This is a genomic window from Streptacidiphilus sp. BW17 (genome assembly GCF_041262485.1).
GTDB lineage: Bacteria > Actinomycetota > Actinomycetes > Streptomycetales > Streptomycetaceae > Streptacidiphilus.
The window spans coordinates 86433-99267 of sequence record NZ_JBGCCR010000003.1 but is presented as its reverse complement, the minus strand read 5'-3'; the positions used below and the strand labels follow the sequence as shown (position 1 = coordinate 99267).

Annotated in this window: 13 protein-coding genes and 1 riboswitch; of the genes, 4 read left to right on the top strand and 9 right to left on the bottom strand. The window is 71.5% G+C overall.

The genetic code is table 11. The annotated features are described in order from the left end of the window. Positions 1-47: 47 nt before the first annotated feature. The 3 genes from eno to ABH940_RS04495 form a co-directional block, all read right to left on the bottom strand. On the bottom strand, positions 48-1328 hold the full coding sequence (eno, locus tag ABH940_RS04505; protein WP_370061399.1) for a phosphopyruvate hydratase: 1281 nt from the start codon (positions 1326-1328) through the stop codon (positions 48-50). Between the two features lie 194 nt (positions 1329-1522). Then, positions 1523-2254 carry a transglycosylase family protein gene (locus ABH940_RS04500; RefSeq protein WP_370104378.1) on the bottom strand — a complete coding sequence of 244 codons (732 nt, stop codon included), beginning with the start codon at positions 2252-2254 and terminating at the stop codon, positions 1523-1525. After that, positions 2254-2411, bottom strand: a riboswitch (cyclic di-AMP (ydaO/yuaA leader). It overlaps the preceding gene by 1 nt. A gap of 289 nt (positions 2412-2700) precedes the next feature. Beyond that, entirely contained in the window at positions 2701-3624 is a 924-nt protein-coding gene (locus ABH940_RS04495) for a GntR family transcriptional regulator (RefSeq protein WP_370061403.1), read from the bottom strand. Between the two features lie 137 nt (positions 3625-3761). Here ABH940_RS04495 and ABH940_RS04490 point away from each other — a divergent pair, with 137 nt between their 5' ends. Further along, entirely contained in the window at positions 3762-3977 is a 216-nt protein-coding gene (locus tag ABH940_RS04490) for a hypothetical protein (protein WP_370061405.1), read from the top strand. 33 nt (positions 3978-4010) lie between these two features. Here ABH940_RS04490 and ABH940_RS04485 read toward each other — a convergent pair whose 3' ends face one another. Continuing rightward, the gene (locus tag ABH940_RS04485; protein ID WP_370104377.1) at positions 4011-5270 is read right to left on the bottom strand and encodes a cytochrome P450; all 1260 of its coding nucleotides are present in this window, start codon (positions 5268-5270) and stop codon (positions 4011-4013) included. 134 nt (positions 5271-5404) lie between these two features. Here ABH940_RS04485 and ABH940_RS04480 point away from each other — a divergent pair, with 134 nt between their 5' ends. Beyond that, positions 5405-6199: an SDR family oxidoreductase gene (locus ABH940_RS04480; protein WP_370104375.1), complete on the top strand. Its 795-nt coding sequence runs from the start codon at positions 5405-5407 to the stop codon at positions 6197-6199. A 179-nt stretch (positions 6200-6378) separates the two neighbouring features. Here ABH940_RS04480 and ABH940_RS04475 read toward each other — a convergent pair whose 3' ends face one another. After that, entirely contained in the window at positions 6379-7380 is a 1002-nt protein-coding gene (locus ABH940_RS04475; RefSeq protein WP_370104373.1) for an LLM class F420-dependent oxidoreductase, read from the bottom strand. Between the two features lie 46 nt (positions 7381-7426). Here ABH940_RS04475 and ABH940_RS04470 point away from each other — a divergent pair, with 46 nt between their 5' ends. Continuing rightward, on the top strand, positions 7427-8257 hold the full coding sequence (locus ABH940_RS04470) for a hypothetical protein (protein WP_370104372.1): 831 nt from the start codon (positions 7427-7429) through the stop codon (positions 8255-8257). Between the two features lie 107 nt (positions 8258-8364). After that, positions 8365-9036 (top strand): hypothetical protein, encoded by a 672-nt coding sequence (locus ABH940_RS04465; RefSeq protein ID WP_370061415.1) that lies wholly within the window; start codon positions 8365-8367, stop codon positions 9034-9036. Here the strand turns inward: ABH940_RS04465 and ABH940_RS04460 are convergent. The 4 genes from ABH940_RS04460 to ABH940_RS04445 all read right to left on the bottom strand — a co-directional run bounded on the left by ABH940_RS04460 (position 9023) and on the right by ABH940_RS04445 (position 12747). After that, a complete protein-coding gene (locus ABH940_RS04460; protein WP_370061417.1) occupies positions 9023-9736 on the bottom strand; it encodes an endonuclease V in 714 nt (237 codons plus the stop codon). The genes ABH940_RS04465 and ABH940_RS04460 overlap by 14 nt on opposite strands. A 58-nt stretch (positions 9737-9794) precedes the next feature. Beyond that, on the bottom strand, positions 9795-10838 hold the full coding sequence (locus tag ABH940_RS04455) for a MazG family protein (protein WP_370104370.1): 1044 nt from the start codon (positions 10836-10838) through the stop codon (positions 9795-9797). Between the two features lie 108 nt (positions 10839-10946). Further along, a complete protein-coding gene (locus tag ABH940_RS04450; RefSeq protein WP_370104368.1) occupies positions 10947-11675 on the bottom strand; it encodes a SurA N-terminal domain-containing protein in 729 nt (242 codons plus the stop codon). A 112-nt stretch (positions 11676-11787) separates the two neighbouring features. Next, complete coding sequence (locus ABH940_RS04445; protein ID WP_370104366.1) at positions 11788-12747, bottom strand: hypothetical protein; 960 nt, start codon at positions 12745-12747, stop codon at positions 11788-11790. Positions 12748-12835 lie beyond the last annotated feature (88 nt).

Genomic DNA, 12835 nt, shown 5'->3' with positions numbered 1-12835 from the left:
TAGAGGGTGAAGACAGCGGGGCGTCGGAGGAACCGGGTGAGCTTCGGTCAGCCGTTGAAGCGCGGGAAGGCGCCGCGGCCGGCGTACTCGGCGGCGTCGTCGAGGATCTCCTCGATGCGCAGCAGCTGGTTGTACTTGGCGACGCGCTCGGAGCGGGCCGGGGCACCGGTCTTGATCTGGCCGCAGTTGGTGGCGACGGCCAGGTCGGCGATGGTGACGTCCTCGGTCTCGCCGGAGCGGTGCGACATCATGCAGCGGAAGCCGTTGCGCTGGGCCATCTCGACGGCGTCCAGGGTCTCGGTCAGCGAGCCGATCTGGTTGACCTTCACCAGCAGGGCGTTGGCGGCGCCCTCCTTGATGCCGCGGGCCAGACGCTCCGGGTTGGTGACGAACAGGTCGTCACCGACCAGCTGGACCTTGTCGCCCAGCTCGGCGGTGATGGTCTTCCAGCCCTCCCAGTCGTCCTCGAACAGCGGGTCCTCGATGGAGACCAGCGGGTACGCGGCGACGAGCTCGGCGTAGTAGGCCGTCATCTCGGCGGCGGTGCGGGACTTGCCCTCGAACTCGTAGGCGCCGTCCTTGTAGAACTCGGACGCGGCGCAGTCCAGGGCCAGGGCGATGTCGCGGCCGGGGGTGTAGCCGGCCTCCTTGATCGCCTCGAGGATCAGGTCCAGGGCCTCACGGTTGGAGTCGAGGTTCGGCGCGAAGCCGCCCTCGTCGCCCAGACCGGTGGAAAGGCCACGGGCCTTCAGCACGGCCTTGAGCGTGTGGTAGACCTCGACGCCCCAGCGCAGCGCCTCGGAGAAGGACTCCGCGCCGATCGGAGCGATCATGAACTCCTGGATGTCGACGTTGGAGTCCGCGTGCGAACCGCCGTTGAGGATGTTCATCATCGGGACCGGCAGCACGTGGGCGTTCGGGCCGCCCAGGTAGCGGAAGAGCGGCAGGTCGCTGGCCTCGGAGGCGGCGTGCGCGACGGCCAGGGAGACGCCCAGGATCGCGTTGGCGCCGAGCGAGGACTTGTCGGCGGTGGCGTCCAGGTCCAGCATCGCCTGGTCGATCAGCCGCTGCTCGGTGGCGTCGTAGCCGACCAGCTCCGGGCCGATCTGCTCGATGACGGCGAGCACCGCCTTCTCCACACCCTTGCCGCCGTAACGGGACTTGTCACCGTCACGCAGTTCCAGAGCCTCGAACGCGCCGGTGGAGGCGCCGGACGGCACGGCCGCACGACCGGTGCTGCCGTCGTCGAGGCCGACCTCGACCTCGACCGTGGGGTTGCCTCGTGAGTCGAGGATCTCCCGGGCTACGACGACGTCGATGGAGGGCACAACTGTCTCCTCAGGGGGATGCGGGTTGTTACGCACTGAGCCTAGCCGCATTGTCCGTGCGAACCACTCAGGACCTTTGCACCGTCTTGACTGACGAACACCAAGGACAAAACGGGCGGGCAATACGGACGGAGCCCCTACCCGCCGGTAGGAGCTCCGTCCACCGCTCAAGTGGCGCCTCAGAACAAGGTGCTTCAGAACGAGAGCCTCTCGCCGACGAGGATCAGGTTCGGATTGCCGCCGACCGTGGCGCGGTTCTTCGCGTAGAGCGCGTGCCAGCCGCCCTGGATGTCATGGGACGCGGCGATGCCGGAGAGGGTGTCGCCCGGCTTGACGGTGTAGTCGCCCGTGCCGCCACCGGACGTGTGGCTCGGGGCGTACTGCGGCGTATCGCTCGTCGGCGCACTGCGGTGGTGCGTCGTGTGGTGGGTGCTCGACGTGCCGCCCGAGGACGAGGACGAGGACGACGTGTAGGACGAGTCCGAGCTCGAAGAGTGCGACGACGAGGACGAGGAGGTGTTGGTCGCGGGGGCCGGGCCGCCCTGGCTCAGACCGGCCTGCGGGCCGCAGACAGGCCAGGCGCCAGGCCCCTGACTGGCCAGCACCTTCTCGGCGACGGATATCTGCGCGCCCTCGCTCGCCTGGTCGGCGGTCGACGCATAGGCCCCACCGCCGTAGGCACGCCAGGTGCTCGCGGAGAACTGCAGGCCGCCGTAGTAGCCGTTGCCGGTGTTGATGGACCAGTCGCCGCCGCTCTCGCACTGGGCGACCTTGTCCCAGATGGAGACCGAGGCGGCGTGGGCGCTCGAAGCGCCGAGGACGGGAGCGCGACGGCCGCGCCTGCCACGCCGGTGGTGGCGACGATGGCCTTGGCCTTGTTGACACGGATGCGGCGATGACGGCCGGTGCCGGAGAACCCCATGCAAATGTTCCTCTCCGACGCCTGCGAGGTGAGCTGTCGGGTTCGGGCCGTGAGGTAGCCCGGGCGCTCTCGCGCCTTCACCCCTAGCCGTGAACCGAGTTCACGGCGACTTACCTGGGTCCCCCGCTCCTGTCCGGTCGTCAACTCGACGTTGCCGCCTCGCGGTGGACAGGACTCGGCGTCCCGCGCGGCGGTGTCCGCTTACGCGGACGACAGGGAGGCTAGGCAGATCTTCATACGAATCTCAACCTCCGACACCGGGACGTATGTTGGCGAACCACCCGTTCCTACGGCGGCTCGCTCGACGCTGACCAGCCGCTTCACGGCCGCCGTGACGTCGAATCGGGCCGGATGGGGAGCCCGTGTGAGGTCCGTTACCCCGCTGTTATTTGACTTTCCGACAGACCTGACGACGTCGCAGGTCAGCGCGTCGGTACGGACTGACACGGGTCAGCGATGCAGGGAAACGCCGTACGGCTCGCCCTGGGACCACCACGAGTCGAAGAAGACCTGGGCGGCGTCGACATACGCGGAGTCGACGTGATTGGGCAGCGAGTGGCGGGTCCTGACGAAGAGCGGAGTGCTCAACCCGGTCAGGTCGGCCAGCCTGCGCCGGTGACCGCCGACCTCCACCTGACGCTCCCGCAGTTCGTACCAACCCTCCAGCACCTCGTCGTCGTTGACCAGGTAGAGCTGGGCCATCGGCGGGAACGGCAGCGTCCGCGCCTCGATCAGCGGCTCGTTCTCGACCAGTCGGAAGGTCTGCAGCGAGTTCGCGGCGGAGCGCAGCATGGTCACCTGGTCCTGTCCGATCCGCCGCAGCCGGGCGATCGGCCGGTGGTCGTCCGGATCACCCAGCACTCGGGGGAAGGTCGGCAGCCCGCTGAAGTCGCAGAAGAGCAGACGTACCCGGAACTCCTCCAGCACCGGCCCGCGACGGGCACGCAGCCCGAGCAACTGCTGCTGGAGGGCAGCGACGAAGGACTCGGAGGTCGCGGAGAGCACGTCCACCCGGAGCCTGCGGCTGCGCAGCGCACGACCGAGCCGACGCTCCAGGACATCGACCACATCGACCGCGCCGTCGGAGGGTCCGCCCGCGTATCCGTCCGCGGGCCCGTTCGTCTCCTCCTCCGTGCCGGCGTCCGCGTCGGCTGCGGGTCGGCGCGGGCGGGCGCCGGTGAGGACGGCGGGCTTGCCGGCCCGGGTGACGATCAGGCCGTCGCGCGCGAGCGCGGTCAGCGCCTTCTGCACCGTGAGCCGGGACACCTTGAGGTCCTCGGCGAGCTGCTGCGCCGAGGGCAGGGACTCGCCGGGCTGCCACGTGCCCTCGGCGATCCGCTGCTCCAACTGCTCCTGCACGCGCTTCGAGACCATCGGAGCACCACCCCCTCCGCCGACCGACCCGCAGCGTACTCCCGTGCTGCGGACGGAACTTGTCTACCCGTCAGTTTTACAGGTTCCCATCCTCCATTACCTGGAAATCATCTTGTACATACACAGGAGGTGGATAGATGGAGATACGAGACAGGCTGTTCGAGTGGCTGACAGGCCTGCTCTTCCAGAACGTCGGCGTGCAGACGTCGTTGGTCCTGGTCGCGCTCGTCGCGCTGCTCGTCCCGCGCGACCGGCGCTCGGTCAGCAGCGTGATCCTGGCCATCGGCATGGTGATGTTCTTCGGAGGCCACCTGGTGCTCCGGATCACCCTGCCGGGCGAGCGCGCGGCCTGAGCCGCAACACCGGCCGGGCCGGGCCCTTTCCCCCTACGCCTGCACCCCCGAAGCGCCACCGACAGGCTCGAACTCCACCGGCAGTTGCCGCAACCCCCGCATGATGAGGCCGCCGCGCCAGCGCAGTTCCGCTGGGTCGGCGGCCAACGTGATGTCAGGGAGCCTGCGCAGCAGCTCGCCGATCGCGTACTGGGCTTCGAGGCGGGCCAGCGGCGCGCCGATGCAGTAGTGGACGCCGAGACCGAAGGCGATGTGCGGGTTGTCCCGCCGGGCCAGGTCGAGCAGGTCCGGGTCCGCGAAGCGGGAGGGGTCGCGGTCGGCGGCGGCGAGCACGACGAGGACCGGGTCGCCCGGGGCGATCTCCTGGCCGCCGACGGTCAGCGGCTCGGTCGCGAACCGCCAGGTGGCGATCTCCACCGGCCCGTCGTAGCGCAGCAGTTCCTCGACGGCGGACTCCAGCAGCGCGGTCTCACCCCGGTCGAGCGAGGCCTGGAGCAGCGCCCGCTGCTCGGGGTGGGTCAGCAGCGCGTACATGCCGTTGCCGATCAGGTTGACCGTGGTCTCGAAGCCGGCGAAGAGCAGGATGAAGGCCATCGCCGCGGCCTCGTTCTCGGTCAGGTGCTCACCGTGGTCACTGGCGCGGATCAGGCCGGAGATCAGGTCGTCGCCGAGGTCGGCGCGCTTGCGGTGGATCAGCTCGGCCAGATAGCCGCGCATCTTCTTCACCGCCCGCCCGACGCCGCCGCGCGGCGCCTGGCCCATGTGGATCATCATCCCCGCCCAGTCGCGGAAGTCGTCCTGGTCCTCCGGCGGGACGCCGAGCAGGTCGCAGATCGCGTAGATGGGCAGCGGGAAGGCGAACTCGTGGATCAGGTCCGCGTGCCCGCGCTCCGCGAAGGCGTCGATCAGCCGGTCCGTGATCTCGCGCACACGCGGCTCGAAGGCCGCGACCCGGCGCGGGGTGAACGCCTTCGACACCAGACTGCGCAGCCTGGTGTGGTCCGGCGGGTCGATGTTGAGCAGGTGCGTCATCAGGTCCGCGTTGCGCTCGCCCGGGATGCCGACCCGGCCGCTGCGGTGCGCCTGCCCGCTGTGGCGGGCGGGGTTCTTGCTCAGCCTGGCGTCCGCCAGCGCCTGGCGCGCGTCGGCGTACCGGGTCACCAACCACGCGTCGACCCCGCTCGGCAGGGTGGTCCAGTGGACCGGCGCATGGTCGCGCAGCCAGGCGTACGCCGGGTAGGGATCGGCTGCGAACGCGGGCGAGAAGAGCGGGGGCTGGGCGAGATCGGGCACGTCTCGACGTTAACGGTTCGGAAAGGTGGGCAGAGACACACTGTCGTACCAACGGGTAGTGAGCTTACGATCGCCCGCAGCGATCGGGCCGTGCGGGGGTCCGATCCGTCGAGTGCGGACAAAGGGGTTCGGGCATGGAGCTGGAAGGCGCGGTAGTCGTCGTCACGGGCGCGGCCGGGGGCATCGGCACGGCACTGGCGCGGCGGTTCGCCGCAGAGGGCGCACGGGGCCTGCTGTTGGCCGACCTGGACGGGTCGAAGGTCGAGGACCTCGCCCAGGAGCTGGACCGCCACGGCTGCCACACCGTCGGAGTGGCCAGCGACGTCAGCCGCGAGAGCGACGTGCGGGCGCTGGTCGACACGGCCGAGAAGCACCTCGGCCAGGTCGACCTGTTCTGCAGCAACGCGGGTATCGGCAGCGGCGCGGGCATCGACGCGTCCAACGAGCTGTGGCAGGCCAACTGGGACATCAACGTCATGTCCCACGTCTACGCGGCGCGTGCGGTCCTGCCCGGGATGCTGAAGCGCGGCCACGGCTACCTGCTCAACACCGCGAGCGCGGCGGGCCTGCTGCAGATGCCCGGCGACGCGGCGTACACGGCGACCAAGCACGCGGCGGTCGCCTTCGCGGAATGGCTCTCCGTCACCTACGGCGCGCAGGGCATCCGCGTCAGCGCGCTGTGCCCGCAGGGCGTGCGCACGGCGATGACCGCGCGCGAGGACGTCCGCGCGGTCCTGACGGCGTTCGGCCCGCTGCTGGAGCCGGAGGACGTGGCGGAGTCGGTCGTCCGCGGCCTGGCGGAGGAGCGGTTCCTGATCCTCCCCCACGAGGAGGTCGCCACCTACGAACAGCAGCGCGTCTCCGACCGGGACGGCTGGCTCTCCGGTATGCGCAAGGCGGTCGCCTCGCTCCCGCAGTTGGGCGCGTAGGGACGCCGTTCGCCGTTCTGCAGATGAGGTCGTTGCAACCTCCGGGGGCGCGGGGAACTGCGCGATAAGCCACCCACGGACGTGGCAGGCCGAACGAGCAGGGCCATCCGCTCGTCAGTGGTTGTTCGCGCAGTTCCCCGCGCCCCCAGGTAGGTGCAACATCCCGTCTGCAGAAGGGCTCAGGCCGGGCTGACGGCCTTGATGGCCGCCGCCAAGGCGTTCGCGCCCTGCTCGGGCACGGGCAGCAGCGCCGGGACCGGGACGGTGACACCGTTGGCGACGTACTCGTGGAGTCGCTCGCGGACCCGCTCGGCGGGACCGTGGACGATCAGGTCGTCGACCACCTCGTCCGGGACCGACGCGGCCGCGGCCTTCCGCTCGCCCGCGGCCCAGTTCTCCCACAGCGGCTTGAGAGCGTTCCCGCGGCCGAGCCAGTGGTGGAACTCGGCGTAGGCCGGGACCGTCAGGTACGCCGCGATCAGGCGGCGGCCCAGGGCACGGGCGTACTCCGCGTCCTCGGTCGGACAGACGAAGACCCGCGCGACCACGTCCTTGCCGTGGTCGGGGCCCGCCGCGGCGTCGAACTCCGCGCGTGCGGTACGAACGTCGTCCGGGGAGAGCCAGTTGAGGATCACGCCGTCCGCCTCGCGGCCCGCGAGCCGCAGCATGCCGGAGCGCAGCGCGGCCAGCAGCACCGGCGGCACCTGCGCGGGCACGCGGTCCAGCCGGAAGCGCCGGACGGCGAAGGTCTCGTACTCCTCCGTCACCGGCTGACCGGTGAACGCCGCACGCAGGAACCGCAGTACGTCGCGGCTGCGCTGGAACGGCTGCTCGAAGGGCACCGCGTTCCAGTCCTGCACGATCACCGGCGACGACGACCCGAGACCGAGGGCGAACCGTCCCGGCGCTGCCTCCGCCAGTGCCGCGGCCTGCATCGCCAGCAGCGCCGGACCGCGCGTGTGCACGGGGACGATCGCCGTGCCGAGGTTGAGCGTCGGGGCCCAGACGGACGCCAGCGCCAGGGGCGTGAAAGCGTCGGCTCCGGCGGTCTCCATCGACCAGAGGTCGGTGAACCCGAGATCCGGCAGCGATTCGACGAGCGCGCGCTGCGCGCCCAGGGGGATCCCGTCCAGCGGGAAGGTGAGGCCCCAGCGCGAGGGGGAGGGTGGCGTCACTGTCATGGGGCGATGCCACCATGTCCCTGGGCGGCGGACAAGAGGGGGAATCATGAAGGGCACCCAGTCGGACGATTTCGAGCAGGGCCAGGCCCGACCGGGGTGGGGCCCGCCACCGCAGGGTGCCTACCCGCCTCCGCCGCCCGGCGCGTATCCCCCGCCCGGTTGGCCGCGGGCGCCCGAGCCGACGTCCGCACGGCAGCATCCCGTGCTCGCCGTGGTGGTGGCACTGCTGGCCGCCGCGTTCACCGTGTTCTTCCTGGTGACCGGTGCCGGGAGCAACTTCGCCTACGACGCCGGGCTGGCCGGGACGCCTGGCACCTACACGGCGACCAGTTGTCAGAAGGTCGGCTCCGCCAGGAGTTACAGCATCTACTGTCAGGGCACCTTCACCTCGACCGACGGCTCCGTGGTGGTGCGTGATCTCCAGCTGAAGAACACCCGTGCCTCCGTCGGCCACCCCGTCACCCTCCGACGCGAGGCGGACGGCGCCGAATACGCCCAACCCGGCTTCGCCAACGCCACGATCGACATCGCCGTGGGCCTCGCGGCCCTGACCGTTCTGGGCCTCGTGCTGTTCCGGATCGGCGTCGGACGCCGGTACGTCAACGCCGCAGAGCGGCGACGTCAACAGCAACTGCGGCAGCAGCGGCGGCTGGAGAGACGTAAGCAGCCGATCGATCAAGCAGCTGTGAGGAACGTGATCCTGGGCAAGGACCAGGTGCCCGGGCAGAAGCCCGAGAAGCGCTCCCTGGCCTCGACGCGCCCGACACCGTGGCGGCAGATCGCCAATGCCGGCCTGTGGCTGATCGCGTTGTCGTTGCCCTTCGCCCTCCTGGTGGGCGCGGTCGGCGTGATCGCCGAGGTCGTCAGTGGCAACTGACCTCCTGCCACGCGACACAGTCCCCGGGCCGCGCGGGAGGGGCGGGTGACGGCGCGGATCAGCGGCGATGGCAGCATGGTGGGGCAAATCGCACACGGGGGAAGCAGATGACGAACACCCAGCCCAGCCAGCTCACGACCGATGCGCGCCCCGCGCCCTCCTTGACGACCACGGCGTTCGGCCTGCTGGCAGCAGCGGTCGCCGTGGCGTTCGCGGGGTGGGTGATGCTGGTCGGCCCGTTGGCGAACCTGCCCTACGACGTCGGCCACGCCGGGACCCCGGGCAGCTTCACCGCCACCAAGTGCTGGACCACCGGCGGCGGGAAGAGCTCGCACAACTTCTGCGACGGCACCTTCACCTCGACCGACGGCTCGGTCGTGGTGCGGGATCTCCAGCTGGAGGACACCCGGGCATCCGTGGGCCACTCCCTCACTGTCCGACGTGAGGCCGACGGCACCGACTACGCCCAACCCGGCCTCGACAACGCGGCGATGGACGTGGCGCTGTGCCTGCTGATCCTGGTCTGCCTGGGCTGCGCCCTGGCGGTGATCGGTGGGTGGCCGAGCTCCGTCGGTGTCGGCGTCGGCGCCGGGAAGAACAGGACCGCCCCCCACGGCAACCATCGCGCCCCCGGCACCGACGAGAAGCCGAAGTCGCAGAGCCCATCGCCCTGGTGGCAGATCGGCGCCATCGGCTTCGTGCTGGTGATCGTCACGCTTCCGCTCAGCCTCATCGCCGGCGTGGTCGGCTTCGTCGCCAAACTCTTCATTCGCTACTGACGCCTGTGCCGGCTCCGGACTCCTGCAGGGCGACGCGGCAGAGCCGGTCGGCGAGGCGCGTCGTCTCGGGCAGGCGGTAGCGCGGCGCGGCCTGCAGCACCAGGTCTGTCGCGCCGTCGAGGTCGATCAGGTGGCCGATCGAGACCGTCACCGGCTTGACGCCGGTCTGGGTGCGCACGACGCGGGCGACGACCTCCCCGCCGTCCGTGACCTCCGACGTGGACCCGCGCTCGGCGGCCGGCTCCGACCACTCCCCCAGCAGCGGCGTCTTGGCGACGCCGAGCGTCGGGCGGCCGGTCAGCACGCCGAGGTGGCAGGCGAGGCCGAAGCGGCGTGGGTGGGCCAGACCCTGGCCGTCGCAGAGGAAGACGTCCGGGGTGACGGTCAACTGCTCCAGTGCCCGGAGCAGCACCGGCAGCTCGCGGAAGGCGAACAGGCCGGGCAGGTACGGGAATCCGGCCCGCCCGACCGCCGTGGCCTGCTCGACCGGTTCCAGCGTCTCCGCGTCCAGGACTACGACGGCCGCGGCCACCTCGTCGTCCGCGCCGCCGTGCGCACCCGCGTATGCGACATCCAGCCCGGCGAGCGTGCGCGGACGCGGGCCGAGCGGGACGGCACGCACCAGCGGGCGCAGCTCGGCCTGGACCGCCAGCGCCGCGTCCTGCGTCGTCGGCCAGGCGTGCAGCGGCCGGATCTCCATCTGTCCTCCGTGATCCGCGAGTTCGCGGGCTTCGGTCAAGGGCGGGCTTCGGGCAGGATCAGGCGTCGGACTCGGCCGCGCGGATCGCGTCCCGGTAGACGCGCGCGGCGGCGCGCAGCGCGGCCTCCGGGTCGACCCCGGCCTCCTGCGCCTCGACGGCGAGCCGGAGCAGCCGGGCACCGAAGTCGCCGGCGCCCGCTCCCTGGTCCAGCAGAGCAGCGGAGACGCCCGCCTTGGTGGCGCGGGAGTGCAGCTTGGCGGCCAGGGCCAGCGCGGGCTGGGCCAGCGGGACACCGTCCACCGCCGAATCGCGCTGCTTCTCGGCGGCCTTGAGCTCCTCCCAGTTGGCCTCGACCTGCTCGGACGTGGTGGCGTCGGAATCGCCGAAGACGTGCGGGTGACGGTACATCAGCTTCTCGACGATGCCGCCGGCCACGTCGTCGATCGAGAACGGCTCCGTCTCGTGCTCCTGCGCGATCCGGGCGTGGAAGAAGACCTGGAGCAGCACGTCGCCGAGCTCCTCGCGGAGCATCGTGCGGTCGTCCTCCTCGATCGCCTCGACCAGCTCGTAGGCCTCCTCGACCAGGTACTTCACCAGCGACTCGTGCGTCTGCTCGGCGTCCCAGGGACAGCCGCCGGGCGAGCGGAGCCGGTCCATCACCCAGGCCAGATCGAGCAGCCGCGCGCCGGGCAAGTCGTAGGAGCCGGGCAACAGCTCCAGCTCCGGAACGACCACGCCGGGCGTCTGCGCGCCCTCGACGGCCAGCCGCGCGAGCGAGTCGGTCAGCCCGGGATCGCCGTCCGGCCCGACCACCCAGACCACCACGGCCCCAGCCGCCGCCACGGCCAGCGTGCGGGCCAGCGCGTACGAGGGGACGTCGAGCACCTCCGCCGTGACACCGGCCTGCGCCAGCGGCGCGAGCTGTGGATGCGCCGCGTCGCCGACCAGGACCCGGTCGGCCGCGTGCAGCGCCTGCCAGGCGGGCCAGGACAGCAGGCCGGGAGCGACCCGGTGGGTGCTGCCGAGCAGGATCAACCGGCCCGGCGCGGCGGGGAGGTCAGGGGCGGGGACGTCAGGGGCATGGGTCTCGTTCTGTGCCACGCCCCGAACCTACCTCGCCGGACCGACAGCTCGGCTACCCGCTTCCTCGCCTGTGGACAACTTCTCGGAGAACTTCCCGGGCAACTTCTCGGGCAACTCCTCGTGTCCTCAGGTGGCCTTGAGCCACGGGCGCGCGACCGCGCCCAGACCGCCCGTCGCGGCATCCCAACTGCCGTAGCGGGGGTTCACGTCCAAACCGATCTTCGCCACCTGCGCGTCGAGCGCCTTGGCCACGTCGGCGTCGTACTCCTGCTTGGTCGCCTGGCTCACGCCGGTCGCCTGGACCAGCTTCGTCTCGCCGACCACCGTCCGGAAGTACGCGTCGAGGTCGCTCGGCGGCAGCCCGGTCCCGGCGACGAACGCGGACGACAGCTGGGCCGACCCGCCGAGCTGGGCGGCGTTCTGCGACTCCACGGCGGTCACCTCACTGGCCGAGACCGAGAGCCCCTTCGCGTTCAGCGCCGACTGGACCACCTGCGACTGGATCAGGAACTGCAGCACGGCGGTCGGCACACCGGGCGAGTCCTGCCCGTACACCTGCCCCTGCCCCGCCGTCGCCGGCTGCCCCTGCGCGGGCGCCGCCGCGCGGAACGCGTTCACCTGGTCCTGGACCGTGGCCACGCTGATCCGCTGGCCCCCGACGACTGCCGCCGAACCGGTGTGAGCGGTCCCACCGTCCGCCGATCCGCCGGAACACGCGGAGAGCCCGGCCATCGCGGTGACCGCGAGCAGAGCAGCGACCGCCGCGCGACTCGCGCGCCGAGGGCGCGCCCGGGGCGGCGCAACCGCAGGATTCACGCGCTCTGCGGTGCTCACGGCGTTGCTCACGAGGTTCACAGGGCCTCCTGCGACTGACGATCCGTCCGATGCACGTGCCGGAGATCACCGTGCCACGCGCACGCCCCGCGCACCAGAGCGTCGACCGGATGCCTCGCGCGCGTCGCTCGTCTCAGTGGTGCTGGTGCTCCACCCGGGCGCGGGTTGCGCCGACCGGGCCGTGGCTGTCCGGGGCGACGGAGGGGCTGGTCGGGCTGGTCCGGCCGTCGAGGGGCGCCTCTTCGGCGTCCCCCTCCGGTGGGGCGACCTCGCCGAAGCGGGCCAGGGCCAGGGCGCCCGCCACGGCTACGGCGAAGCCGAGGACGGCGAGCCAGACCAGCCCCGGGCGGGTGCGGTCGCCGAGGAGGATCACGCCGAGCAGCGCCGGCAGGGCCGTCTCGCCGAGGACCATCGCGGCCGTGGCCGTGGTGACCTTGCCGCCGCGGACGCCCTCGGTCATGAAGACGAACGCCACCGCGCCGCCCGCCAGCAGCGCGTACGTCGCCGGATCCTTGAACAGCGGGGTCAGGTCCATGCCGTGGAAGGAGGGCAGCAGTCGGACGGAGATGCCGACGACGCCGAAGCCCAGGCCGCAGAGCGCGCCCATCACGGCCGCGCGGGCCGGTTCGCGCACGCGCCAGACGGCCGCACCGGCGACGGCGATGACCAGGATCGAGGCGAGCAGGATCCAGTGCAGCTCGCTGCCGGGATGCTTGGTGCCCTCCTTGCCCGCGGTCGCGCCGAGCACGGCGAGGCCGACGCAGACCCCGGCCACGCCCATCCACTCGGCGCGTCCCAGCCGCAGGCGCAGCATGGCCGCGCCCAGCACCGCCGTCACCGCGAGCGCGCCCGCCAGCGCCGCCTGGACGACGTAGAGCGGCAGCGAGCGGAGCGCGACCAACTGGGCGCAGAAGCCGAACAGGTCCAGCAGCAGACCGGCGGCGAACGGCAGGTTGACCATCGCCTTGACCGTGCCGAGCAGGCCGGAGTTCGGGTCCGCAGGCGAGTGCTTCTGCGCGCCCAGCGCCTGGAGCACCATCGCGGTGCCGAAACAGAGGGCGGCGAGCAGGGCCATGCAGAGTCCGAGGAGCATGTTTCGAGCGTAGCGGGACCGGGCACGCGACGACGCCTCGACCGGGCGTGATGCCCGCCCGAGGCGTCGCGTACGTGCGCGTCGCGGC

Coding starts and splice junctions, on each gene's coding strand:
- ABH940_RS04495 (WP_370061403.1), bottom strand. CDS start 3,624: ATGGTCTCGAAGCGCGTGCAGGAGCAGTTGGAGCAGCGGATCGCCGAG.
- ABH940_RS04490 (WP_370061405.1), top strand. CDS start 3,762: ATGGAGATACGAGACAGGCTGTTCGAGTGGCTGACAGGCCTGCTCTTC.
- ABH940_RS04480 (WP_370104375.1), top strand. CDS start 5,405: ATGGAGCTGGAAGGCGCGGTAGTCGTCGTCACGGGCGCGGCCGGGGGC.
- ABH940_RS04475 (WP_370104373.1), bottom strand. CDS start 7,380: ATGACAGTGACGCCACCCTCCCCCTCGCGCTGGGGCCTCACCTTCCCG.
- ABH940_RS04470 (WP_370104372.1), top strand. CDS start 7,427: ATGAAGGGCACCCAGTCGGACGATTTCGAGCAGGGCCAGGCCCGACCG.
- ABH940_RS04465 (WP_370061415.1), top strand. CDS start 8,365: ATGACGAACACCCAGCCCAGCCAGCTCACGACCGATGCGCGCCCCGCG.
- ABH940_RS04460 (WP_370061417.1), bottom strand. CDS start 9,736: ATGGAGATCCGGCCGCTGCACGCCTGGCCGACGACGCAGGACGCGGCG.
- ABH940_RS04445 (WP_370104366.1), bottom strand. CDS start 12,747: ATGCTCCTCGGACTCTGCATGGCCCTGCTCGCCGCCCTCTGTTTCGGC.